The 24,089-nt window shown below is 34.2% G+C and carries 25 protein-coding genes; 14 read left to right on the forward strand and 11 right to left on the reverse strand.

The window, feature by feature from the left end:
- Positions 1–1,698, reverse strand: a 1,698-nt coding sequence (locus EG242_RS13120; RefSeq protein WP_203227726.1) for a choice-of-anchor L domain-containing protein, incomplete at its 3' end; no start/stop codon positions are given.
- Between the two features lie 266 nt (positions 1,699–1,964).
- Here EG242_RS13120 and folE point away from each other — a divergent pair.
- The 7 genes from folE (at position 1,965) to EG242_RS13155 (ending at position 8,460) form a co-directional block, all read left to right on the forward strand.
- The gene (folE, locus tag EG242_RS13125; protein WP_124900317.1) at positions 1,965–2,636 is read left to right on the forward strand and encodes a GTP cyclohydrolase I FolE; all 672 of its coding nucleotides are present in this window, start codon (positions 1,965–1,967) and stop codon (positions 2,634–2,636) included.
- 38 nt (positions 2,637–2,674) lie between these two features.
- The gene (cysS, locus tag EG242_RS13130; RefSeq protein ID WP_124900318.1) at positions 2,675–4,141 is read left to right on the forward strand and encodes a cysteine--tRNA ligase; all 1,467 of its coding nucleotides are present in this window, start codon (positions 2,675–2,677) and stop codon (positions 4,139–4,141) included.
- A 53-nt stretch (positions 4,142–4,194) separates the two neighbouring features.
- Positions 4,195–4,425 (forward strand): membrane protein insertion efficiency factor YidD, encoded by a 231-nt coding sequence (gene yidD, locus EG242_RS13135; RefSeq protein ID WP_124900319.1) that lies wholly within the window; start codon positions 4,195–4,197, stop codon positions 4,423–4,425.
- 18 nt (positions 4,426–4,443) lie between these two features.
- Positions 4,444–5,364 (forward strand): prolipoprotein diacylglyceryl transferase, encoded by a 921-nt coding sequence (gene lgt, locus EG242_RS13140; protein WP_124900320.1) that lies wholly within the window; start codon positions 4,444–4,446, stop codon positions 5,362–5,364.
- A 76-nt stretch (positions 5,365–5,440) separates the two neighbouring features.
- Positions 5,441–6,307, forward strand: coding sequence for an OmpA/MotB family protein (locus EG242_RS13145; protein WP_124900321.1), 867 nt, complete (start codon positions 5,441–5,443; stop codon positions 6,305–6,307).
- Between the two features lie 62 nt (positions 6,308–6,369).
- Positions 6,370–7,284, forward strand: a complete 915-nt coding sequence (locus tag EG242_RS13150) for a hypothetical protein (protein ID WP_124900322.1) — start codon at positions 6,370–6,372, stop codon at positions 7,282–7,284.
- Positions 7,285–7,359: 75 nt separating this feature from the next.
- On the forward strand, positions 7,360–8,460 hold the full coding sequence (locus EG242_RS13155) for an MBL fold metallo-hydrolase (protein WP_124900323.1): 1,101 nt from the start codon (positions 7,360–7,362) through the stop codon (positions 8,458–8,460).
- 216 nt (positions 8,461–8,676) lie between these two features.
- On the opposite strand, the gene EG242_RS13160 is transcribed toward EG242_RS13155, so the two are convergent.
- Positions 8,677–9,432 (reverse strand): META domain-containing protein, encoded by a 756-nt coding sequence (locus tag EG242_RS13160; protein WP_158608878.1) that lies wholly within the window; start codon positions 9,430–9,432, stop codon positions 8,677–8,679.
- 56 nt (positions 9,433–9,488) lie between these two features.
- Entirely contained in the window at positions 9,489–9,839 is a 351-nt protein-coding gene (locus EG242_RS13165; RefSeq protein ID WP_124900325.1) for a 4Fe-4S dicluster domain-containing protein, read from the reverse strand.
- Positions 9,840–9,911: 72 nt separating this feature from the next.
- On the opposite strand from EG242_RS13165, the gene EG242_RS13170 reads away from it, so the two are divergent.
- Both EG242_RS13170 and EG242_RS13175 read left to right on the forward strand, forming a co-directional pair.
- Positions 9,912–10,970 (forward strand): acyl-CoA reductase, encoded by a 1,059-nt coding sequence (locus EG242_RS13170; RefSeq protein WP_124900326.1) that lies wholly within the window; start codon positions 9,912–9,914, stop codon positions 10,968–10,970.
- Positions 10,971–10,996: 26 nt separating this feature from the next.
- A complete protein-coding gene (locus EG242_RS13175) occupies positions 10,997–11,506 on the forward strand; it encodes a hypothetical protein (protein ID WP_124900327.1) in 510 nt (169 codons plus the stop codon).
- Positions 11,507–11,619: 113 nt separating this feature from the next.
- On the opposite strand, the gene EG242_RS13180 is transcribed toward EG242_RS13175, so the two are convergent.
- The 4 genes from EG242_RS13180 to EG242_RS13195 all read right to left on the reverse strand — a co-directional run bounded on the left by EG242_RS13180 (position 11,620) and on the right by EG242_RS13195 (position 16,181).
- Positions 11,620–12,174 carry a hypothetical protein gene (locus tag EG242_RS13180; RefSeq protein ID WP_124900328.1) on the reverse strand — a complete coding sequence of 185 codons (555 nt, stop codon included), beginning with the start codon at positions 12,172–12,174 and terminating at the stop codon, positions 11,620–11,622.
- Positions 12,175–12,177: 3 nt separating this feature from the next.
- Positions 12,178–12,723: a hypothetical protein gene (locus tag EG242_RS13185; protein WP_124900329.1), complete on the reverse strand. Its 546-nt coding sequence runs from the start codon at positions 12,721–12,723 to the stop codon at positions 12,178–12,180.
- 97 nt (positions 12,724–12,820) lie between these two features.
- Positions 12,821–14,215 (reverse strand): DHA2 family efflux MFS transporter permease subunit, encoded by a 1,395-nt coding sequence (locus EG242_RS13190; RefSeq protein WP_124900330.1) that lies wholly within the window; start codon positions 14,213–14,215, stop codon positions 12,821–12,823.
- A 322-nt stretch (positions 14,216–14,537) separates the two neighbouring features.
- The gene (locus EG242_RS13195) at positions 14,538–16,181 is read right to left on the reverse strand and encodes an acyl-CoA carboxylase subunit beta (RefSeq protein ID WP_124900331.1); all 1,644 of its coding nucleotides are present in this window, start codon (positions 16,179–16,181) and stop codon (positions 14,538–14,540) included.
- Between the two features lie 163 nt (positions 16,182–16,344).
- Between EG242_RS13195 and EG242_RS13200 the strand changes: the two genes are divergently transcribed.
- Entirely contained in the window at positions 16,345–16,989 is a 645-nt protein-coding gene (locus EG242_RS13200) for a DUF47 domain-containing protein (RefSeq protein WP_124900332.1), read from the forward strand.
- Positions 16,990–17,018: 29 nt separating this feature from the next.
- Positions 17,019–18,122, forward strand: coding sequence for an inorganic phosphate transporter (locus EG242_RS13205; protein WP_124900337.1), 1,104 nt, complete (start codon positions 17,019–17,021; stop codon positions 18,120–18,122).
- Between the two features lie 271 nt (positions 18,123–18,393).
- On the opposite strand, the gene EG242_RS13210 is transcribed toward EG242_RS13205, so the two are convergent.
- On the reverse strand, positions 18,394–19,632 hold the full coding sequence (locus tag EG242_RS13210) for an ABC transporter permease (RefSeq protein WP_124900338.1): 1,239 nt from the start codon (positions 19,630–19,632) through the stop codon (positions 18,394–18,396).
- 4 nt (positions 19,633–19,636) lie between these two features.
- On the opposite strand from EG242_RS13210, the gene EG242_RS13215 reads away from it, so the two are divergent.
- Both EG242_RS13215 and EG242_RS13220 read left to right on the forward strand, forming a co-directional pair.
- On the forward strand, positions 19,637–20,953 hold the full coding sequence (locus EG242_RS13215; protein ID WP_124900333.1) for an exo-beta-N-acetylmuramidase NamZ family protein: 1,317 nt from the start codon (positions 19,637–19,639) through the stop codon (positions 20,951–20,953).
- Between the two features lie 80 nt (positions 20,954–21,033).
- Complete coding sequence (locus EG242_RS13220) at positions 21,034–21,249, forward strand: hypothetical protein (RefSeq protein ID WP_124900334.1); 216 nt, start codon at positions 21,034–21,036, stop codon at positions 21,247–21,249.
- A 13-nt stretch (positions 21,250–21,262) separates the two neighbouring features.
- Here the strand turns inward: EG242_RS13220 and EG242_RS13225 are convergent, their stop codons facing one another.
- Positions 21,263–21,757, reverse strand: a complete 495-nt coding sequence (locus tag EG242_RS13225; protein WP_124900335.1) for a YkgJ family cysteine cluster protein — start codon at positions 21,755–21,757, stop codon at positions 21,263–21,265.
- Positions 21,758–21,794: 37 nt separating this feature from the next.
- On the opposite strand from EG242_RS13225, the gene EG242_RS13230 reads away from it, so the two are divergent.
- Positions 21,795–22,505: a class I SAM-dependent methyltransferase gene (locus tag EG242_RS13230; protein WP_124900336.1), complete on the forward strand. Its 711-nt coding sequence runs from the start codon at positions 21,795–21,797 to the stop codon at positions 22,503–22,505.
- Between the two features lie 268 nt (positions 22,506–22,773).
- Here the strand turns inward: EG242_RS13230 and EG242_RS15290 are convergent, their stop codons facing one another.
- Positions 22,774–23,457: a group II intron maturase-specific domain-containing protein gene (locus tag EG242_RS15290; protein WP_262673907.1), complete on the reverse strand. Its 684-nt coding sequence runs from the start codon at positions 23,455–23,457 to the stop codon at positions 22,774–22,776.
- A 71-nt stretch (positions 23,458–23,528) separates the two neighbouring features.
- Positions 23,529–24,089, reverse strand: a 561-nt coding sequence (locus EG242_RS15295; protein WP_262673908.1) for a reverse transcriptase domain-containing protein, incomplete at its 5' end; no start/stop codon positions are given.

Genomic DNA, 24,089 nt, shown 5'->3' on the forward strand with positions numbered 1-24,089 from the left:
AACGCCAAATGACAACGCATTGGTATTGCTTGTTACACGAACCCAAATGCGTTCGCCGTTGTTACCATTATAAGTTGCCAAATTACCTGATGGTATGGCGTTTTGATTCGTATCGGCATCTGGCTTGCTTAAATGATAACTTACAGTGTAGCCCACAGCGTTATTGTATACTAAAGGTGTTTGTACGGTTAAATCGAACGTTTGAACAGACTCCCCTTCACATATAGATAAATCTTCTAAAGGATTTAAGGTTAATACGCAATTTAAAAAGCTTAAAGTAAAGGATGACACATAAGGACATGGATTGTTTAACTCATAAGCGCGTACCCAAAGTGTTACCGGAGCGGTTGCGTTATTTGCTAAATAATATAAATCGGGAATCGCATTAGTATCGTTCTCTGCATCTTGCTGGGTAGCGTAAAAACTAAATAAGATGTTAGGATTCGTTGTTACTCCTACCACTGCGTCTTTTAAATCAAAACGAGTGTTTAGTCCCGCACTTGGACATGCCGTTAAATTTAATGGAGCACTAATACTTACATATTCGTAAAACTCTATGCGGACTGGATCCGCCTCCATTACACAGTTGGTCACTGTAGGTATAAAGCCTTTTACACTATAATCACCTGTTTCGGTAACAACTAAATTTGGACCCGTTTGTCCAGGTATTTGTATGCCGTCTTTAAACCATTCAAAGGTAAACAATAAAGGATCTAATCCTGACTCTAATAAATAGCTATCGCCTACACATAAGCCGTTTCCATCAACTACTAAAACAGGATCTCCTAAATTTAAATTACCGATATCAAAACTTCCTGCCTTGAAAAATACAGCACTAGTGTGGCTATCAGAAGGACAGAAATCTAAAACAGCTAGCTTTATACGATATCTTCTTCCAACAATAACATTTGCGGTTAAAGATTGCATAGGAATAGTATGTCCCGAAAGATTTATAGCAGCAGTTAAAGGAGGTACTTGATTAGCTAAATTCCCATAAGAATTACCAAAATACTGTGGATTAATAGAACCTGCAGCACAAGTAAACGGCTGACTTTTAGCCACATCACGTAATGTATTGATGGAAATAGGGTCATTTGTACCAGGTATTTTAGCTAAATTCTCTCCTGCACCAGTAGTTAAGTCGATTAGCCAAGCACCAAACATAGCTCCATTACCACACTCAAAATTACAACCTCTATTATAACTATGACTACCAAACAAATATTCAAAACTTACTGTATTTTGCATTGGAACAAACTCGAAATCAATAACGGTTGACCTCATAGCGGTAGGAGTAATTGGTGTAGTTGGCCATCCTCCAGCGTCATTTATTAAATCATTTAAATCTTGGTCGCCTATCCATGGATATTGATTTGGACTAAACGGTCCTCCTCCAGGCGTACAAGGTCCTTCAACACCAATTGCCATATCAGTAGAAAGTACAATACCATCCTCAAATGGAAAAGTACTACCGTTTCGATTGAAATAACCAGCGGCTTTAACACTATTAGAACCAGGCGCGCCACTTCCATATTGATACCTTACATTAGAGACCAAATCACATTTAGACCCTACTAATACATCTTTCACTAGCTGATCTGCTGTATAGGTATCATCAACATCCACATAATTGTACGGTTGACTAAAACCAAAAAAACTGGTTACTAAAAACAGTATTAATAAATATTTGTTTCTCATAGCTTAGTTAATATAAAATTTTCATGAGTTAATTTTTGCGTATAAACACAAGTTCATTTAAAAAGCGAAATTTACATAAAATTAAGAAACTATTAAGTTTTTTTTTTAGAAAAAAAACCCAATCAAAAGAAAATTAACATTTGAAGAAAAAACGTTTGTTATAAAACATATACAATTACTTATCAAATTATTAATTAAGATGCTTTATTTAGTGCATTTCACTATATTTGCATCTTATTATTTTTTAAATAAATACTATTGAAATTATGTGTAAATCAGACGCATTACACGAAGAAATGGGAGATAACCATATAGGATCAAGCGATTATACACCATTAAAAGCTGATGCTTTTTCTATTTCTGACGATGAAAAGATCGAATTAATTAAAAAAGATGTTGAAAATATATTGAACACTTTGGGTATGGATTTGACAGACGATAGTTTAAAAGGTACTCCAAACCGTGTGGCTAAAATGTTTGTTAAAGAGATTTTTGGCGGATTGAATCCTGCTAAAAAACCTTCATCATCAACTTTTGATAATAAATATAAGTATAATGAAATGTTGGTTGAAAAAAACATCGTTGTTTATTCAACCTGCGAACATCACTTACTACCTATAGTTGGTCGTGCACATGTGGCATATATATCAAACGGAAAAGTAGTTGGTTTATCTAAAATGAACCGTATTGTAGATTATTACGCAAAACGTCCGCAGGTTCAAGAACGTTTAACTATTCAGATTGTTGAAGAACTTAAACGTGTGTTAGGAACCGAAGATGTTGCTTGTGTAGTCGATGCCAAACATTTATGTGTAAATTCTCGTGGAATTCGCGATATTGAAAGTTCAACTGTTACTGCAGAGTTCAGTGGTGCTTTTAAAAACGATGTTACACGCAGAGAATTTTTAGACTACATTAAATTAGATACTCAGTTTTAATTTAACGCGAATTTGCTAATTCGCAATTGCGCAACAATATGAAATCAAACCTAAAAATATACAATTCCTTAACAGGAGAGAAAGAGCTTTTTAAACCTTTACACGAAGATAAAGTTGGTATGTACGTTTGTGGGCCTACTGTTTACAGCAACGTGCATTTGGGAAATGTGCGTACGTTTCTTTCGTTTGATTTTATTTTCAGAAGCCTTCAATACATGGGTTTCAAGGTGCGTTATGTACGAAACATTACCGATGCCGGACATTTAACCGATGATGGCGATGTGAATAACGACCGTTTTGTAAAACAATCTCGTTTAGAGAAGTTGGAACCAATGGAAATTGTTCAGAAATATACGGTTGATTTTCATAACGTATTAAAGTTGTTCAACCTGCTTCCTCCTACTATCGAACCAACCGCGACTGGACATATTATTGAACAATTGGAGCTTACTCAAAAGCTGATCGATAAAGGTTTCGCTTATGAAAGTAACGGTTCGGTTTATTTTGATGTGTTGGAATATAATAAACGTGGTTTGAATTATGGTGAACTTTCGCGTAGAAATATCGAAGAACTGTTTGAAAACACCCGCGATTTAGACGGACAAAACGAAAAGAAGAATCCGCAGGATTTTGCATTGTGGAAAAAAGCTTCTCCGCAACATATCATGCGTTGGTCGTCTCCTTGGGGCGATGGTTTTCCAGGCTGGCATTTAGAATGTACCGCAATGAGCACCAAATATCTGGGCGATCAGTTTGATATTCACGGTGGCGGAATGGATTTAAAATTCCCGCACCACGAATGTGAAATCGCGCAAGGAAAAGCTTGCAACGGCACATCACCTGTTCGTTATTGGATGCATGCAAATATGTTAACCATGAACGGGCAACGTATGAGTAAATCTACCGGAAACTACATTTTACCAATGCAGTTAATTACTGGTGAGAACGATTTTTTTGAAAAACCTTTTACTCCGGGTGTATTACGTTTCTGTTTTTTACAGGCGCATTACCGCAGCGTTTTAGATATTTCGAACGAAGCAATGTTGGCATCTGAAAAAGGTTTTGATCGATTGATGGACGCAATAAAATCACTAGCTGATTTAAATACGTCGGCAACATCTACCTTTAATGTATCAGAATGGAAACAGAAATGTTTAGATGCTCTGCTAGATGATTTTAACAGTCCGATTTTAATTGCGACAATTTTTGAAGCGGTTAAATTTATTAATTCGGTTAAAGAAAACAAAGCAACTATTTCTGCAGCCGATTTAGATCTTTTAAAAGAAACATTAAACAATTTGGTGTTCGATGTTTTGGGATTATACGCAAGTGAAAACACCAACAATAACGCTAAATTAGAAGAAGTTGTAAACTTATTGATTGATATGCGTAATTTGGCTCGTGCAAACAAAGATTTCGCACAGTCCGATTTAATTCGCGACCAGTTGGCAGCAATCGGTATCGAACTAAAAGATGCAAAAGACGGCACAACTTTTACCCTTTAATTTTTTACAAAAAAGAGCTACTTAAACGGTAGCTTTTTTTATCTTTGATACTTATGGAACAACTCAAAAAAATCCTCATTTTCCCTTTTGTTGTACTAATACGTTTTTACCAGCTGGTAATTTCGCCCCTAACACCGCCATCGTGCAGGTTTACTCCTACATGCTCGCATTATACGTTAGAAGCGTTAAAAAAACACGGCTTGTTTAAAGGTAGCTGGTTAGGCATAAAACGCATTGCAAAATGTCATCCGTGGGGAAAATCGGGTTATGATCCTGTTCCTTAAAAACTAAAAATATTTTATATGATCTGGAATCCTTCCGAAGGAATTACCATTGGTAGTTTTACCTTACGTTTTTACAGCTTAATGTTTGTTATTGCATTTGCATTGGGCTATTATATCATGAAAAAAGTGTACGAACGTGAAAACCGTTCACAAGATGAATTAGATAAACTTTTTTTCTACACGTTTATTGCTACATTATTAGGTGCACGTTTAGGTCACGTTTTCTTTTATGATTGGAATTATTATAAAGATCATTTATCGGAAATATTATTACCCTTTAAATTTGATCCATTTGAATTTACAGGTTTTGCAGGATTGGCTAGTCATGGTGCAGCTGTCGGAATTATTTTAGCGATGTTCTTTTACAGCAGAATGATAAAAAAACCGCTATTATGGATTTTAGACCGAGTAGTTTTATCGATAACTATTGGTGGTGTTTTTGTTCGATTTGGAAACTTTTTCAATTCAGAAATTTACGGGCATATTACTGATAAATCGATGCCATTCGGAGTTAAATTTATTCGCGAAGATGAATTTTGGCAAAGCCAGAATCTATTAGGAATAACACAAGCAGCTAGCAAAAACGAAGCTTACAAATTAATACAAACCGATCCTAGATTTTCAACGATTTTAGAAGCTATCCCATTTCGCCATCCAACACAATTATATGAAGCATTTGGATACGTAATTTTATTCATTGTTTTAATGTTTATGTACTGGAAAACCGACGCTCGTAACTATTTAGGAAAAATCTTCGGAGTGTTTTTGGTTTTCTTATGGCTGATACGTTTTGTAGTAGAATACGTTAAAGAAAGCCAAGGCGGATTTGAATCTTCCTTAGGATTACTTTCTACCGGACAATGGTTAAGTATTCCGTTTATAATTGCCGGAATTTACATTTGGGCAACTGCTAAAAACAGACCCGTAACAAATAGTTAACACAAAAACTCCTGATTTTTCAGGAGTTTCTTTTTTGAAATTCGTACCTTTATAGGAATTGTTAAAAAAATAAACTATGAGAAAAAGAATTTTAATTCCCGTAATTCTTTTAGGAACCATTGGCTTAACAAGTTGTGTTTCTAAAAAAAAGTATGAAGGCTTGCAGGCAAACTACACGCAACTTCAAAGTGATTATAAAGGATTAGGACAACGATTTCATCAATCAGAAGTTGATTTAAGCTCTAGCAATGCCCGTGTAAAAAGCTTGGAAGATATGTTGTCACAAGAACGCTCTGCTAACGACGCCCTAAAGAAAACTTTAGAATCTTTACAAGGATCTTTAGACAAAAGTATCACACAAGGTAACGTTAATATTTCTAAATTGGTCGATGAGATTAATGCCAGCAACAAGTACATTCAGCATTTGGTGAACACCAAAAACAAAAGCGATTCTTTAAATGTTGTACTAACCAACAACCTTACCCGTTCGTTAAGCCGTGAAGAATTACGCGATGTAGATGTACAGGTTTTGAAAGGTGTTGTTTACATTTCATTAGCCGATAATATGTTGTACAAATCAGGTAGTTACGAAATATCCGATCGCGCTGGCGAAACCTTAAGTAAAGTTGCTAAAATAATTAACGATTATAAAGATTACGATGTGTTGATTGAAGGCAATACCGACAACGTGCCAATTAAACGCGAAAATATTCGTAACAACTGGGATTTAAGTTCTTTAAGAGCTTCATCAGTTGTACAGGCATTACAAAATCAGTACGGTGTAAATCCAAAACGTTTAACAGCCGGTGGTCGCGGAGAGTTTAACCCAATTGCGGACAATAGTACCGATGCCGGTAAAACCAAAAACCGTAGAACGCAGATTATCATTACTCCTAAATTAGATGAGTTTATGGATTTGATCGATCAAGCTCCAGAGAAATAAAATTAAAACGATTGTTAAAACAACAATCGTTTTTTTTTTATCTTTATCAAAAAGAGTACGTTATGAAATATTTATCACTATTATTTTTATGCTTTTCTTTAACAAGCTGCTTTTGGGGACGTGGAGATGACGACTATAATTCACAATCATATTCCAAAATTGACAGTTTTCCAAAATTTCAAAACGAATACATTCCCTTAGACGTTTTAAAACCAGCAGCAAATCTATTAAAAGTTGCTACAATCACTAATACTTTCTATAGTTCATCTGATTATTATCAACGAAGAAATGCAAACCAAACCAACTTACCCCCAACAAACCAAACAGACAAAGATCCTTCAAAAAACAATTCCTTCAAAACCATTGGCACCTTTTATTACAATTCAGAAAACTTACTCATCAAAACTGTATTTGACAGTTACGATTGGAATTTAGATAATTTTATAAAAACCTATTCTGGGGTAATGGAATATAAATACGATAATCAAAAAAAAATAATTGAAAATATATTATTTCATGGAGATACCAACAACGGAACATATTCTAAACGTCTTTATACATATAATTCCGAAAATAAAATATCACGAATTGATTTTCATGAATTCGAAGAAAATGTAGAGATTGTAAGCAAATACAATTATGACTTGTATACTTACAATGAAAACACTTCTGTAGTTGAAAGCTATAATAAAGACAGCATACTTCAATACACTAGAACAACATTGTTTGATAATTATAAAAACATAATTAAAGATTATGCAAATTCAGGTTTCCATTATTCTAAGAACATATACAACCCTATCTATTTTGCCGTTCCAAAAACATTCAATTGCTTGTTTGAAAGCTATCATTATAATTTGATATCCGATAAATATTATAAATCATTAAACATAAAATTGAACAAAGATTATTTTCCAGAAATTATTGAAGATGGAAATTACCACAACGGCACACGAAAAATATACACTTACAAATAATTTTAAGATAATTTTTACTAAAATTTATTTAACAATATTGAATTTCGTTGCATGAAAATAAAACGAAAAAAATTAATGACAACAATCTTTATAGTTATTGGGCTTATAATTGTAGGCACGCTTATTTTTCTACAACATCCGTTGTTTGGAAAAGAACCTACGGGCGATCGTTTAGAACGAATTAAAAATTCAAAACATTACAAAAACGGTCAGTTTCAAAATTTATCACACACACCTGCCCTTCCAGAGGGTGTTACTTATTGGAGTATTATGAAAGAATTGGCTTTTTCTAAAATTGAACATACAAAACCAACCGACAGTATTCCTTGCGTGAAAACGAATTTATTAGAAAAAACCATTGAAGATGATTTTATGGTTTGGTTTGGGCATTCGTCTTACTACATGAAAATCGATGGACAATCGTTTTTAATCGATCCAGTTTTAAGCAAAAACGCATCGCCTTTATATGGAACAAACAATGCTTTTATGGGTGCCGATGTATTTACTTGCGAAGCACTTCCTGAAATTGATGTTTTAATTTTAACGCATGATCATTACGATCATTTAGATTATTCGTCGTTTAAGAATATTAAAGATAAAGTAAGTAAAATTATTTGTCCGTTGGGTGTAGGCGAACATTTAGAATATTGGGGATTTCCGAAGGACAATATTACCGAGTTAGATTGGTATGAAGATGCCTCAGTATCCGATTCTATCAAGATCACCGCTACACCAGCACGACATTTTTCGGGCAGAGGCTTTAAACGAAACACCACTTTATGGGCATCGTACGTGTTGCAAACAAAAAATCTGAAATTTTATTTAGGCGGCGACAGTGGGTACGATATGCATTTTAAAGAGATCGGTACAAAATACGGTCCGTTTGATTTAGCTATTCTTGAAAACGGACAGTACGACAAAAAGTGGAAGTATATTCACATGATGCCCGAAGAAGTTGTACAGGCAAGTAACGATTTACAAGCAAAAAGATTTTTCCCCGTGCATAGTTCTAAATTTAAACTGGCAAATCATCCGTGGAAAGAACCTTTGGAGCGCGTAAGTATTGCAAGTACAAAACAAACCTCATCACAATTAATTACTCCTAAAATTGGAGAGGTTATTTATTTAAACCAGCAAGATCAGGTTTTTGAAAAGTGGTGGGAACAGGTAAATTAATATCACAAAAAAGTCGCTTTAAAAGCGACTTTTTTAGTTATTGTTTAAAACGATTTCCGAAAAGTTTATAACAAATAGAATGTATCAACCTTTCGTCGGTTCGAGCTTGTCGAGAACTCTTTACGAAAAATCTAATCGAAGTGACGGTTATCTATAATAAATGAATATATTTTGGTATAAGAAGCTGAACTAAATTCAGCTTGACAAAATGTTTAATTATTCATACTGTTGAACAAGTTCCATTATTTTCTTTTCTTTTTCTAACAAAATTAAACGCGTTCCGTCTAATTTGTAATGTGTAACTTTTTCTAAAGCATTGGTAAAAACTTTTTCGTTTACACCGTCGCAAAACATTTTGGTCGATGTAATATGATTGAATTTCATAGTATTTTGATACATCAATAATTGTCCGTTAATAGCATTACAAGCACTATTTCCAGAAAAAACCGGCTGATTGATATCAATCTTAATAAATGGTTTTTTATACGGATATAAATCGGCAGCTTTAATTTTTCCTACATAAATTTTATCCAAATACCAGTTTCCGTTTAAGGTTACCTTATGAAATTTCATTTCACCCGTATCAGACTTTAAAATCAACACATTATTTTTTAAATCGTACGATTTTACTTGCGTAAGACCACTTTTAAAATCTTCACTTTTAACTTTATTGCACGCCATCATGGTCGAAATAAAATTGGGAGGAAAACTAATCTCCTGATTTTTCTTCAACACCGCTTTTCCATTAATTCTGTTACAGCCATCGTATCCGTAAACCGATAAATTTTCAGCATTTTCAAAAGTCAATGTTGGCAAGCCTTCTTTAAAATCTTTTGCTAAATCTTTACTAAAACTGGCACCTGCAAGTTCCCAGGTTCCGTTTAAAAGTGTTTGATCTTCTTTAATTTCTTTCTTTGCAGCACACGAAACAATAAAAGTTGCTGCTGCTAAAAGTAAAAATATCTTTTTCATATTCATTTTAATTTCGATAAAAATAAAAAAAGCTCCGCAAAACGCGAAGCTTTTAACTATTCGTTATGTAAAAAAGCTTGTCTTTCTAATAAAAGCTCTTCGCTTTCTACGTGGTTATCATCGGGCACACAACAATCAACCGGACAAACGGCTGCACATTGCGGCTCTTCGTGAAAACCTTTACATTCGGTACATTTTCCCGGAACAATGTAATAAATATCGTCAGAAATCGGTGTTTGTGCATCATCAGAATCAATTTCCGTTCCATCAGGCAAAACAATTTTTCCGCTTAATTTTGTACCGTCTTTCCAGCGCCAGTCATCAGCACCTTCATAAATTGCTGTATTTGGGCATTCTGGTTCGCATGCGCCACAATTTATGCATTCATCGGTTATTATAATTGCCATAGCAAGTATTTTTATTTAATTAATGTAACTTTGTACAAAAGTACTGCATAAACAATTTACAAACAAATCTATATGATTTTAGAAGATAAAAAAGACGCATTTGTACAGTTAGGTGCGTTTTTAAAACAGTTTACCCAACAACCTTACCAGCAAAACCCTAGTGTATTGTTTAACGATGCCTTTTTTGAACCTTTTGTTTCGCTGATAAATCAATTGCACGAAAGCAACAGCTGGTTTAAACGCGATCAGTTGCATTTTGCTTTTAAATCGTGGAGTGATGCTTTAACAAACGATAATTTAGCCAAATGGCTTTCTGCATACAATTTACAAGAAGATAAATTAAAAACAATTGGTTTGATATTAGCCGGAAACATACCAATGGTTGGTTTTCATGATATTTTATCGGTTTTAATGTCAGGTAATAAAGCGCTGATTAAACTTTCATCGAACGATGCTTTATTGATTCCTTTTCTTTTGAACTACCTCAGCACGGTTGAACCGCAATTTAAAGATCGATTCGAAATCACAAAAGATAAATTGCAAAATTTTGATGCCGTGATTGCTACGGGAAGTGACAATACGGCTCGATATTTTGATTATTATTTTGGAAAATATCCGAACATTATTCGTAAAAACCGAAATTCGGTTGCAGTATTAAACGGCAATGAATCTAAAGAAGATATGTTAGCATTGGGCGAAGATATTTTTAGATATTTTGGCTTAGGTTGTAGAAATGTATCTAAACTTTTTGTTCCGAAAGATTATAATTTCGATGATTTTTTTGGAGGTTTATTTCAGTTTAAAGATGTTTTAGATGATGATAAGTACACCAATAATTACGATTATAACAAGGCGGTTTTTTTAATGAGTAATTTTAAATTGTTAGACAACGGTTTCTTTACTATTAAAGAAGACGCATCATACGCTTCGCCAATTTCGTCTGCTTTTTACGAATATTATACCGATCTAAGTGAAGTTGAAGAAAAATTAAAAGCCGATGCCGACAAAATTCAGTGCATTGTTTCTAATAATTTAGTTGCAAACAGCATTGCTTTTGGAGAAACGCAAAAACCAAAACTTTGGGATTATGCAGATAATGTTGATACAATGAATTTTTTATTATCTTTATAAAAATTAAATAAAAATTTCAGAAAAAAATGATGGATCAAATTCAGCAGATTGTAAATCAGCTAACAGAAAAAGAAGTGGGTACAAACCAAGGTATCGACAATAATTTAGTATCAAACGTTGCTAAGGAAACAGGTAGTTCTTTAATGGAAGGATTGCAAAATGCAGTTTCGGGCGGTAATATGGGAGAATTAATGAATATGTTTGGCGGAAGCGATACAAACTCGTTAACATCAAACCCAATTGTTAAAAGTATTATTGAATCGTTGACATCTAAATTAGGCGCAAATGTTGGTTTAGATGCGGGTACATCGGGCAATTTTGCAAGTAGCATTATCCCACAAATTTTAAATATGATAATGGGCAAAGCTAAAAGCGGCGACTTCAACATTACCGATATTTTAGGATCGTTAACCGGCGGAAACGCAACGGCTATGTTAGACCAAAACGGCGACGGTAAATTAGGAATTGACGACGCAATTGCTGCCGTAAAAAAAGGTAATTTAGGTGATATCTTAGGCGGATTTTTTAAGAAGTAATTTTTATTAGATAAAAGAGAATAGATGAAAGAGGAAAGATTTATGTCTTTATGTTTTATCTAAAATTATTTATAATGTAAAGCTCAACGTAATGTTGAGCTTTTTGTCTTAAATTATTCTTTTCTTTGATACCATTTATCATTTTCCAAATAAACAAATTCAATTCCTTTGGTTTTATGATAAAAAATAAAAGATTCTTCTTGTTCGTAATAAGTAGGACTATATCTTAAAACTACTACATCTTTGAATTTAAAACCACGAAACTCAACCTCTGTAAAGCCATCTAAAGGAAACGAACCTCCAAAATTCTTTCTACCTCCTTCAAAAATCCTATAAATTTCTAATGACACAAAATTAGGATCTTTTGTACTAGTTGCTGTTATGTGGTATTGCTCATTATTTATATTTATAGTTGCTTTTTTTATTTGATAATCTTCCCTATCACATTCAGAGCTCATGGTATATGTTTCTCTTGCAGAATTTGCAACAGTACCAAAATACTCTACATTATTATCATCAATCCATTTCAGAGGATGTTCTTCTGTATATGTAGGAAAAAGAGTTTCTGTTTCCTCTGGCAAAGGATAACTACCTAACAACGTATTTTCACAACAACCAGAAAAAATCGGCATTAAAACCAAAATCAATAATTTAAATATGTTTTTCATAAATTAATTTCTTTTATACCAATTACCATTTCTAAATAAAATAAATTCAACTCCATTTTCTTTACTATAAATCATTTTTTCTATATCCCAAATATCTTTTTTATCTCTATTTTCAAAAACTATAACGTTATTAAAACTAAAACCGGCCACTTCTGTATCTTCCGTTAACACATCGATTTTTCCAATGGTACTTTCTTTTAAAAACAAATAATTTGAAGCTACATAATTATGAATACTTAAATAAAAATTAGAGTAGTCAATGTTAAATTCCCCTTGGTACTTACTTATAATAAATTTTCTTTTTCCATATTCATAGGTAATATATTCACATGATTCTGGTCCTATATCATCTTTTTGAGTGTAATAGTTAACAGCTTCGAAATCTGCAATGAATGTGTTGCCATCTTGATCTATAAAGGTTACTTTTTCAGAAGTATTTTTTAAATACTCTTTATTATCAATATCTACCATCTGTATTCCTACTTCTTCATTATTACAAACACAGCTATAAAACATTAATACACTAAATAATAAAATCATTTTTTTCATAACTCACTAATCTAAATTCCTAATCAAAGAAAGCTAAAAAAAAGAATATATCTTAAAAATTTATTGTCTTTTTTATTTTAAGTCTGAACTGATTTTTCTATTCTGACATTTTCTCACCATCACCATTTTTAAGTTTAGTAAATGTTAAGCTTGATAATGCCGTTAAAACCGCCAGTGTTATTAAAGTTAAATGAAAAGCGGTTACTAAATCGCCGTGATAGAAATCCATTTTGTCTTTAAAGAAAGCCAACACCAACGCTGCAATCGATATTCCGAAACTTATTGATAGTTGCTGCATAATTGCCAGCAAACTGTTTCCGCCACTTGCCTGATCGTCATTTAAATCGGCTAACGAAATGGTATTCATTGCCGTCATTTGTATCGATGTAAACGCTCCGTAAGCAATCATTAGTAAAATATAATACATTAGCGGTGTATCTTTTTGCATAAAACTAAAAACAAAGATAATTACCGCTAAAAACAAGGTGTTGCTAATTAAAATGTTTCGATATCCAAAATGTTTTACCAAACGAACGATCCACGGTTTTATGGCAATGGTTGTTAATGCCGATGGCAACAACATCATTCCTGCTTTTGAAGCCGAAAAACCAAAGCCAACCTGCATCATTAACGGTAACAGAAAAGGTAATCCGCTTATTCCGAAACGGGTTATTAAACTGCCCAACAAACCAATTCGCAATGTTCGAATTTTAAAAAGATTTAAGTCGATAATTGGTTTTGGTGTTTTTTTGAAATGTTTGTAATAAAGTATAAATAATAAAACTGCAGCTGCAACCAATCCTAAAACCAACGAATAATGATTGATACCAACACTGCTTACTTCTAACGCAAATGTTACCAACACCAATGCGGTGCTAAAATAGATCAATCCTAAAATATCAAACTTACCGACTGTGTTTTTAAAGTTCGGCATAATTTTAAAGGCTAAAAATATCCCTAAAGCACCAACGGGTAAATTCACTAAAAAAATCCAATGCCAGGAAAAGTTATCAGATAAAAAACCGCCTAAACTCGGACCTACAACCAATCCTAACAATCCCGGAATGGTTATGTAGTTCATGATTTTCAACAATTGATTTCTTGGGTATTGATACAAAATCGCCAATCGAGCAATGGGAACCATCATAGATCCGCCAATTGCTTGAAGAATGCGTGATAGGTTCAGTGTAATCAAATCGACAGATATCGCACAAAAGAACGATCCCAATGTAAACAAAAATACCGCAAACATAAACATTCGTTTGGTTCCGAATTTATCAGAAAGCCAGCCCGAAAGCGGTATAAACAACGCCAACGTTAGTGTATAACTCACAATTACCGACTGCATTTCTAACGGCGAATAATTCATATCCTCAGCAATGCTTGGCAACGATGTGTTAAGTATGGTACCGTCTAACGACTGCATAAACATGGCTACGGCGGCAACCAACGGCAGGTATTTTTCGTAAGGCGATGAATCTTCTTTTATCATGAATTTTGTTTGATGCTTGATGTTAGGTGTTTGATGTATTCTGAAAATAATTTATTTAACTCATTTAAACTTTTCCAAACCACATAGATTTATAGTTATCAATATTCTATAAGATCTTATAGATTACCCTTGGTAATACACATTATGGTTGAGCTATGTTTATATCGAAGATAAAAGCTATCGAAAAACTTAAAATTAGCTATACCTTAAAAACATCTATGTGTCTATGTGGTTTATTTACTATTTTATCGATTTTTATTATCAAGAAAGTTTAAATCACTCATTAAAAAAGTCTGCTTTTCAGCAGACTTAATTTACAAATTTATACTTGAATAACACCTAAATTAAACTGTTTTTCAATTGGCGCGTGGTTCGCTGCTTCAATTCCCATAGAAATCCATTTGCGGGTATCTAACGGGTCAATAATAGCATCGGTCCATAAACGTGCTGCTGCATAATATGGCGATGTTTGTGCATCGTATTTTGCTTTGATTTTATCGAACAATTCTGCTTCCTTTTCAGGAGTTAACTCCTCTCCTCTTGCTTTTAATGATGATGCTTCTATCTGCAATAAAACTTTAGCAGCTTGCGCGCCACCCATTACTGCTAATTCTGCACTTGGCCAAGCCAAGAAGAAACGTGGATCATACGCTTTACCGCACATTGCATAGTTTCCTGCACCATACGAGTTACCCATAATAACGGTAAATTTAGGCACCACAGAATTACTTACGGCGTTCACCATTTTGGCTCCGTCTTTAATGATACCGCCGTGTTCAGATTTAGATCCAACCATAAAACCGGTAACATCTTGCAAGAAAACCAAAGGAATTTTCTTTTGGTTACAGTTTGCAATGAAACGGGTTGCTTTATCGGCAGAATCAGAATAAATTACACCACCAAACTGCATTTCGCTCGGCTTGGTTTTCGCTCCGGTAGTTTTCACCACTTTACGCTGATTGGCAACAATACCAACCGCCCAACCATCAATACGCGCATAACCGGTAATAATTGTTTGTCCGTAACCAGCCTTGTATTCATCGAATTCAGAATCATCAACCAAACGTTTAATGATTTCCATAGTATCGTATTGTTCGCCACGAGATTTAGGTAAAATTCCGTAAATTTCGTTTGGATCTAATGCCGGTTTTTTGGTATCGATTCTGTTAAATCCTGCTTTATCAAAATCGCCCATTTTACCAACAATGTTGCGAATGGTTTCTAAACAATCTTTATCGTCTTTAGATTTATAATCGGTAACACCAGAAATTTCGGTATGTGTTGTAGCACCACCCAAAGTTTCATTATCAATAGATTCGCCAATTGCTGCTTTTACCAAATAAGATCCTGCTAAAAAGATCGATCCTGTTTTATCAACAATCAACGCTTCATCGCTCATAATCGGCAAATAAGCTCCACCTGCAACACAACTTCCCATTACGGCTGCAATCTGGGTAATTCCCATAGACGACATAATGGCGTTGTTACGAAAAATACGTCCGAAGTTTTCTTTATCAGGGAAAATTTCATCTTGCATTGGCAGATAAACTCCTGCAGAATCAACTAAATAAATAATTGGCAAACGATTTTCAATGGCAATTTCCTGCGCACGTAAATTCTTTTTACCTGTAATTGGGAACCACGCACCTGCTTTCACAGTAGCATCATTCGCAACCACAATTACTTGTTTACCATTAACGTAACCAATTTTCACCACAACACCGCCAGAAGGACAACCGCCGTGTTCCTGATACATGCCATCGCCAACAAATGCACCAATTTCTATTGATTTAGAATCTTTATCGAACAAAAAATCAATACGCTCGCGAGCAGTCATTTTTCCTTGTTCGTGCAGTTTTGCAATTCTTTTTTCGCCACCGCCTAATTTAACTTTGGCAAATCTTTGTTTTAATTCTGATAATAGTAATTTATTATGATCTTCGTTTTTATTGAAGTTTAAATCCATTTCGTGAAAAATTTCGTTTAAGTTCTTTGAATTCTGCTAAAATACAAATATTCCTTCTATTTTAAAGAAACCGTTTTTGAAAATATTTTACATTAAATTGTAAACTTAATATTAAGTTAACATTAGTTTATTACTTTCGCAGTGCGAAAAAATTAATAAACACATGTCATTAAATTCAATTTTTCAATTTTTAGTTCCAAAGGATAAAACATTTTACCCTTTATTTGAACAAGCTGCTGGTAAAATTAAGTTATTATCAGAAACATTACACGATGCAGTTAATTTACCTGCAAGCGATAGAGAAAAATTATTACGAGAAGTAGAGGTTTTAAAATCTGAAATAGAAGCGATTGTACAAACCACTCGCGTTGAATTAGGTAGAAATTTCATTACACCATTTGATAGAGAAGACATTAACAACTTAATGACTGCAGTTGACGAAATTGCTGATCATTTAAGTGATGCCGCTTCGCGTATGCGTTTGTATCAAATTGAAAAAGTAACAAAACCATTACGCAAACTTACCGAAGCTAATTTAGAAGCTTGTACCCAAGTGGCACAAAGTATTTTAGATTTAAAAGATATGAAAAACTTAAAAGCTATTGCTGAAGGTTGTAAAGTTATTTTACGATTAGAACGTAAAGCAGATAAGGTTTTTGACAAGGCTGTTGCCGACATCTTTGAAAATGAAACTAATGCCATAGAAATTATAAAATATAAAGAAGTAATGGATGCTTTAGAAACTGCTACAGATAGCTGTCGCCGAGTAGCAAATGTATTAGAAACCATTACAGTTAAGTACGCATAAAAATCATTTAATAATACATAATTATGGAAATGTTTTTTACTGCATTTAACGATATAATAAGCAGACCCGAGGGTATCATGCTTGTTATAATTATAGTTTTAGCTTTAGGTTTTGACTATATTAATGGTTTTCACGATGCTGCAAATTCCATTGCAACTATTGTAACCACACGCGTTTTAACTCCGTTTCAGGCTGTTCTTTGGGCTGCAGCATTTAACTTTGCAGCTTATTTTATATCCTTATACATTATCGGGGAATTCAAAATTGGTAATACCATAGCAAAATCTGTCAACGAAAATTTTATTACGCTAGAAGTTATTTTTGCCGGTTTAATTGCAGCAATTCTATGGAATTTAGCTACATGGAAATTAGGTATTCCATCCTCATCATCACATACATTAATTGGCGGTTTTATTGGAGCTGCCGTTGCACATGCCGGAGGCTTTAGCGCGAATGGTGTGGATGTAATTGAATACGCAAAAGTTCTACCTATATTCCTTTTCATTTTTGGCGCACCATTTTTAGGAATGATTCTCGCCTACTTTATAACCGTTGCTATTATGTGGATTTGTCGTAAAGCTAACCCTCATAAAGCAGAACAATGGTTTAAAAAGCTACAGTTGGTATCATCGGCTTTATTTAGTTTAGGTCATGGTGGTAACGATGCACAAAAAGTAATGGGTATTATTGGTGCTGCTGTAATTTTTTACCATGTAAATGTTGATATGGATCCTGAATATTTAGTATCTGGGGTTGATACTTTTAAAGTTTTTGTTTCACATTGGGCATGGGTACCATTAGCATCATTCTTATTCATTGCTTTGGGCACCATGAGTGGTGGTTGGAAAATTGTTAAAACAATGGGATCTAAAATTACAAAGGTAACTCCGTTAGAAGGTGTTGCTGCAGAAACAGCCGGTGCCGTTGCTTTATATGTTACCGAGCACATGGGAATACCGGTTTCTACAACACACACCATTACAGGTTCTATTATTGGTGTAGGTATCACCAAACGTGTATCGGCAGTTCGCTGGGGTGTAACCATATCTTTATTATGGGCATGGATTTTAACCATACCAGTATCTGCATTGGTAGCAATGCTTGTTTACCACATTGTTCACTTGTTTGTTTAAGATTGATATCATTTAAAATAAGAAAAGTCGTTCATTAAGAGCGACTTTTTTGTTGTTTGGTATTTTTTGAAACTTGCCCAAAAATAGAATATTAAATCTATAAAGTATATTCATTTTATTTTACTCGGTGTGTTATTCCGTGCTTAATACAGAATCGGACTATCTTTTTGACGAGAAGCTGAACCAAGTTCAGCTTGACATAGATACGCTCCAATTTAAGTTTGATAAATTCAATTATTTGAAATTAACTATGAAACGATCTTTTTTATATCTACTGAAACTTGATTGACTTAACCGGAGAAATCTTTGTTATTATGTACGATGGTATCAACATAATTACATAACTTAAAACAACTAAAGCTACATTTATTAAAATGATATAAACAGGCGATATATACACAGGCGCTTCTTTTACGTAATATTGTGTAGGATCTAATGTGATAATACCAAAATATTTCTGGGTTAATAACAAACCTAAACCTATTGCGTTTCCTATTAACAATCCTACAAATACGATATATGTTGCATTGTAAACAAAAATTTTACGGATAGTCCAATTACCTGCTCCTAAGGCCTTTAAAATACCAATCATCTGTGTTCGTTCTAAAATAAGAACCAGCAAAGCAACAATTATATTAATAACGGCTACTAAAATCATTAACCCAACAATGATGTAGATGTTTAAATCGAATACTTGAAGCCAGTCAAAAATATTATAGTATTTGGTTGTTATTGGCTCGCTGTTTAAGGTCGATGGAATATGGCTGTACACTTTATCTGCAATTGTATCAATCTGTGTAAAATCGTTCACAAAAAGTTCAAAGCCACCTACTTCATCTACTTGCCATTTATTTAAACGCTGAATGTGCTTTAAATCGCCTAACACAAAGGTTTCATCAAATTGTGGAAAACCCGAATCGTAAATTCCCGAAATCGTAAAAGCACGTACATTTGGCAAACTTTCTCCATCGTTCTTTAAAAAATACGTTTCAATTTTGTCGCCTACTTTTAGTTCTAATCTCTTTGCCAAAAATCCAGAAATTACCACCTCATTGGTCATCCCTTCCGCTTTATATTCAGGCAATTTTCCTGCGGTCAAATAATCTTCCAAATAATTCCATTGGTAATTTTTATCTACTCCTTTAAAAACAATTCCTTCAAACGATTTATCGGTTCTAACAACTCCCGCTTTTGTAGCAAACGGATGCACCGCAGTCACTTCGGGAACTTCGGTAAACTTGGGATAGAAATTCTGCTTTGTAGAAATAGGCTCTAAAGTAACTTCGGACTGGTTGTTATCGAAATTAGATATCACCACATGCCCGTTGAACGATGTAATTTTATCGCGTATTTTTTGCTGCAAACCCAAACCCGTTGCAATAGAAACCAGCATCATAACAACGCTAATAGCAACCGCAGCAATGGCAATTTTTATAATTGGCGCAGAAACACTATTTTTATACTTTTTAGAAGTTGCTAAACGTTTAGCTATAAAATAAGATACATTCAAAACTATGAAATCTATAATTCTTTTCAAAAATACATTTTTATTTCTCTTTGTAACAGCATTTACAGGCTTAAGTTTTGTTTGCAATGCGCAAAGTAAGTCAAAAGTCGAAAGTCAAAAGTCAAAAGATTATCAAGTGGAAATACAAACAGGTGCGGATCAACCGGAAATTTATCTTCCGTTATTAAAAGATAAAAAAGTAGGAATTTTGACGAATCAGACGGGAATTATTAAAGTGGGGGAAGTAACACAAGGGACAGAGATTCAAAGTGGTCGTACACGAAAAAAAGAAATTAGATCAACAAATCCAATTTATTCCAACATCATAGATTATCTCATCGAACAAAAAATCAACCTAAAAAAAATCTATGCGCCCGAACATGGTTTTCGTGGAACTGCAGATGCTGGTGAACTGATTAAAGACGGAAAAGATACCAAAACCGGTTTGCCGATTATTTCTTTGTACGGAAACAATAAAAAGCCGACAAAAGAGCAGCTTGCCGGGATTGATGTAATGATTTTTGATTTGCAGGATGTAGGCGCGCGATTTTACACCTACATTTCGTCGTTACACTATTTAATGGAAGCTTGTGCCGAAAACAACATCCCTTTGATTGTTTTGGATCGACCAAATCCGAAAGGTGCAACGGTCGACGGACCTGTTTTAGAAATGAAAAACAAAAGTTTTGTAGGCATGCACCCAATTCCTGTTTTACACGGAATGACCATTGGCGAATATGCCCAAATGATTAACGGCGAAAAATGGCTGAACCCTTCGACAGGCTCAGGGCAAGCTCTTCAGTGTAAATTAACCATTATTCCTTGTAAAAATTACAACAAAAGTATGCACTATTCATTGCCTGTAAAACCATCGCCAAATTTACCAAACGATACAGCTATTAATCTATACACAAGTTTATGTTTTTTTGAAGGAACCAATGTAAGTATGGGTCGCGGAACCGAAAAGCAGTTTCAAATTTACGGATCGCCCTTTTTAAAGAATATGGATTTTACTTTTACTCCAAAACCGAATGATGGCGCAAAAGATCCGGTGAATAATGGCAAATTATGTTATGGTGAAGATATATCAACACATAAAGCAATAGACGGTTTATCGTTAGAATGGCTTTTAAAGGCGTACAAAAATACCGATAGTAAAGAAAAGTTCTTTAATAACTTTTTTATTAAACTTGCTGGAACCGATAAATTGCAAAAACAAATTGAAAAAGGTTTAACCGAAAAAGAAATTAGAGAAACCTGGAAAACCGGTATTGAAGATTTTAAAAACACTCGTAAAAAGTACTTGCTTTATACCGATTTTTAACTTCAATTTATCATTACAAACCTTACAAATTATAAGTTTTTTATTATATTTGATTAAAAGTTAAAAAAAAGTAAATTGTTATGAATACAACAAACGCTATAATTGCTATCATTGATCGTTTTCAATCTCTTTACGAATGGTTCCTTCGTATTTTAGGTCGCATGGTTGACTTGTTTGAACGATTTAAAGAATTTATCTTAAATTTGGTAGAATATGTGCTTGATAATTTTGATACCGAAGAAGATGCACACAATTTTCTGAAGAATTATTTAGATAACGAACATAGTTTCATATAAAGAAAATGCCTTTTTACAAAGGCATTTTCTTTTTCATTTCTTCAACAACAGCAAATGCTGCCGGACAAATTTCAACATTCTTCAAAGTAAGATTGCTTATCTGCTGAAACTTTTTCCTATCGGTATGCGGAAATTCCCTGCAAGCTTTCGGGCGTACATCGTAAATCATACAGTAATTTTCGTGATCTAAAAACGTACACGGAACACTTTGCAGCACATAATCGTTATCCTCATCAATTCGTAAATATTGGCTTATAAACTGCTGCGGCTTTTGGCGTAAATGTTTTGCAACGCGCTCAATATCTGCGAACGTAAATAAAGGTCCTGTAGTTTTACAGCAGTTTGCACACTTTAAACAATCGGTCTTTTTAAAAACATCGTCATGAATAAGCTGCATTTTGTAATCTAAATCTTTAGGTGTTTTTTTCTTTAGCTTATCAAAATACTTCTTATTTTCTGTATGCTTATCTTTTGCTAACTTTGGCAATTGTTTTAAATACTGTTCCATTGCAATTTTAAAATACAAAATTACAAATAATCAAATTATGTTTAAAGATCTTTTTGGCAAAGCAATGCTGGATTATGTACAAAATAATCAGCCCGAAAATTTAATTACCGAAACAAACATCAGCGAAGCCGATGAAATGGATGTTTCTTATCTATTTAGATCGTTTAAGGATATGCCTAAATTAGAACAAAAAGCATTAAAATTAGCGAAAGGAAGTATTCTTGATGTTGGTTGTGGAGCCGGAAGTCATGCATTGTATTTACAAGAAAAAGGATTTAATGTTTTAGCGATTGATATATCTGCAAATGCTGTTGAAACCTGTAAAATTCGCGGTGTTGAAAAAACTATGCAGATTGATATTTTACAAGTTGATGATTCTGAAAAATTCGATACCATTCTGCTTTTAATGAACGGGACAGGAATTTTTGGTAAATTGAAAAATATTGATGAATATCTTACCAAATTAAAAAATTTGCTAACTGATAACGGACAGATTTTAATTGATAGTTCTGATATTGTTTATATGTTTGATGAAGACGATGACGGCGGAAAATGGATTCCTATATACGGTGATTATTATGGCGAACTTACGTTTAACATATCATACAAAGGCGAAAATGAAGAACCTTTTAATTGGTTGTATTTAGATTTTAATACGTTGCAAAACGCTTGTATTGCTCATAATTTAATCTGCGAATTGGTTTTAGAAGGATCTAATTTTGATTACTTGGCTAGAATTACAAAATAAAAAGCTAAAATGATTATCGGAAAGTTTATGCCAAATAGAATCTATCAAACTCTCGTCAGTTCGAGCTTGTAGAGAACTCATTACGAAAAATCTACTCGAAGTAACGGCTATCTGTATATCAAGTATATTTTGGTATAATGTTCCAGATAGTCAATAAAGCGAATAATGATTGCACTTATCATTCCGACGAAAGCAGTAATCTCTAATCGAGTAGACGGCTCCGCCAGAAACTGACGGAGTGCGCCTCTCACACCACCGAGCGTACGGGTCACGTACTCGGCGGTTCGCAAAGAGATGGGTTAAGTTGTAAATGTAATTCAGTTAAGGAAACATATCCTCTTTTCTTCAGGCGTTGTAAAGTAATGGTAGTGCCTAGAATAGGACTTTGTGCTATTGCCCAACCGCCTTTCCGTGTTCTGCTCCAAGCGTAGGCATGGTCTTGGTCTACACCTAATCGAATCAGGTTTTTCCTTTTCCTTTCAGGTTTTTTCCAATGATGCCAAATGCAATAGCGCAGTCGGTTGCGAAGCCAACCGTCTAAATCTCGTAATTTGCCCAAAATACTCGTGCCTTGGAAATAGTTCAACCATCCGCGTTGCACTTCTTTTATCTTGGCAATACGCTCTTCAAATGTGGCTGGTGTGGTTTTTCGGGTGATTGTTTTAAGTCGTTCTTTTAGTTTCTTCCATGCTTTTTCCGATACAATGAGTTGGTATTGATTTTTACTTCCTTTCTCGTACGTAGGTACGAATCCAAAACCCAAAATTGTGAAGTTGATTGGTTTTCTAATCCCGCTCTTTTCTTCATTTATAGTCAATTTGAGTTTGGTTTTCAAAAACTTTTCAATTACTACTCTTGTAGCTTTGGCTTGATTGTGGCTTTTGCAATAGATACTAAAATCATCCGCATAACGTACAAATTTATGTCCTCTTCGAGTCATTTCCTTATCCAATTGATGGAGTAAAATGTTCGACAATAGCGGACTTAGTGGACTTCCTTGTGGAACGCCTTTTACTCACGCGTTTATATTTGTTTTTTTTGTATTCGTGAATGCAGAGCATTTCTTCGTTTATGTAGTTTTCCGTTGATTTTAATCGGTGCTCTGAGCCATTTGCGTATGAGTTGCATCGTAGCTTTGCATTTCACTTTTTGATAGATTAAATTCAGTAATAAACAATGGTCAACTTCATCAAAGAAGTTTTTCAGGTCAATATCCACAATGTGGTTTAATCCTGAATGGATGTATTCCCGAGATTGTCCAACGGCTTGTCGGGCATTCTTGTGGGGTCTAAATCCATAGCTGTAATTACTGAATTCGGGTTCGAAATGCGGTGCAATAGTTTGTGCTACGGCTTGTTGCAACACACGTTCTGTAGTGGTGGGAACACCTAATAATCGGGTTTTCCCGTTTCCTTTCGGAATTTCAATACCTAAAATGGGTTGCACTTGGTAGTTGCCTTGCTTGATTGCTTCAATCAGCTGTAGTTTCTTTTCTGAAAACACCTTGCGGAGTTCTCGGACAGAAACACCATCAACACCCGCACTGCCTTTATTGGCAATCACGTGTTCCAATGCTTTTTGAAG

This window comes from Paenimyroides viscosum, assembly GCF_003858535.1.
In the GTDB taxonomy this organism is placed as follows: domain Bacteria; phylum Bacteroidota; class Bacteroidia; order Flavobacteriales; family Flavobacteriaceae; genus Flavobacterium; species Flavobacterium viscosum.

Excerpts from the sequence above, each read along its gene's own strand:
- folE (WP_124900317.1), top strand. The coding sequence starts at position 1,965 with ATGTGTAAATCAGACGCATTACACGAAGAAATGGGAGATAACCATATA.
- cysS (WP_124900318.1), top strand. The coding sequence starts at position 2,675 with ATGAAATCAAACCTAAAAATATACAATTCCTTAACAGGAGAGAAAGAG.
- yidD (WP_124900319.1), top strand. The coding sequence starts at position 4,195 with ATGGAACAACTCAAAAAAATCCTCATTTTCCCTTTTGTTGTACTAATA.
- lgt (WP_124900320.1), top strand. The coding sequence starts at position 4,444 with ATGATCTGGAATCCTTCCGAAGGAATTACCATTGGTAGTTTTACCTTA.
- EG242_RS13145 (WP_124900321.1), top strand. The coding sequence starts at position 5,441 with ATGAGAAAAAGAATTTTAATTCCCGTAATTCTTTTAGGAACCATTGGC.
- EG242_RS13150 (WP_124900322.1), top strand. The coding sequence starts at position 6,370 with ATGAAATATTTATCACTATTATTTTTATGCTTTTCTTTAACAAGCTGC.
- EG242_RS13155 (WP_124900323.1), top strand. The coding sequence starts at position 7,360 with ATGACAACAATCTTTATAGTTATTGGGCTTATAATTGTAGGCACGCTT.
- EG242_RS13160 (WP_158608878.1), bottom strand. The coding sequence starts at position 9,432 with ATGAAAAAGATATTTTTACTTTTAGCAGCAGCAACTTTTATTGTTTCG.
- EG242_RS13165 (WP_124900325.1), bottom strand. The coding sequence starts at position 9,839 with ATGGCAATTATAATAACCGATGAATGCATAAATTGTGGCGCATGCGAA.
- EG242_RS13170 (WP_124900326.1), top strand. The coding sequence starts at position 9,912 with ATGATTTTAGAAGATAAAAAAGACGCATTTGTACAGTTAGGTGCGTTT.
- EG242_RS13175 (WP_124900327.1), top strand. The coding sequence starts at position 10,997 with ATGATGGATCAAATTCAGCAGATTGTAAATCAGCTAACAGAAAAAGAA.
- EG242_RS13180 (WP_124900328.1), bottom strand. The coding sequence starts at position 12,174 with ATGAAAAACATATTTAAATTATTGATTTTGGTTTTAATGCCGATTTTT.
- EG242_RS13185 (WP_124900329.1), bottom strand. The coding sequence starts at position 12,723 with ATGAAAAAAATGATTTTATTATTTAGTGTATTAATGTTTTATAGCTGT.
- EG242_RS13190 (WP_124900330.1), bottom strand. The coding sequence starts at position 14,215 with ATGATAAAAGAAGATTCATCGCCTTACGAAAAATACCTGCCGTTGGTT.
- EG242_RS13195 (WP_124900331.1), bottom strand. The coding sequence starts at position 16,181 with ATGGATTTAAACTTCAATAAAAACGAAGATCATAATAAATTACTATTA.
- EG242_RS13200 (WP_124900332.1), top strand. The coding sequence starts at position 16,345 with ATGTCATTAAATTCAATTTTTCAATTTTTAGTTCCAAAGGATAAAACA.
- EG242_RS13205 (WP_124900337.1), top strand. The coding sequence starts at position 17,019 with ATGTTTTTTACTGCATTTAACGATATAATAAGCAGACCCGAGGGTATC.
- EG242_RS13215 (WP_124900333.1), top strand. The coding sequence starts at position 19,637 with ATGAAATCTATAATTCTTTTCAAAAATACATTTTTATTTCTCTTTGTA.
- EG242_RS13220 (WP_124900334.1), top strand. The coding sequence starts at position 21,034 with ATGAATACAACAAACGCTATAATTGCTATCATTGATCGTTTTCAATCT.
- EG242_RS13225 (WP_124900335.1), bottom strand. The coding sequence starts at position 21,757 with ATGGAACAGTATTTAAAACAATTGCCAAAGTTAGCAAAAGATAAGCAT.
- EG242_RS13230 (WP_124900336.1), top strand. The coding sequence starts at position 21,795 with ATGTTTAAAGATCTTTTTGGCAAAGCAATGCTGGATTATGTACAAAAT.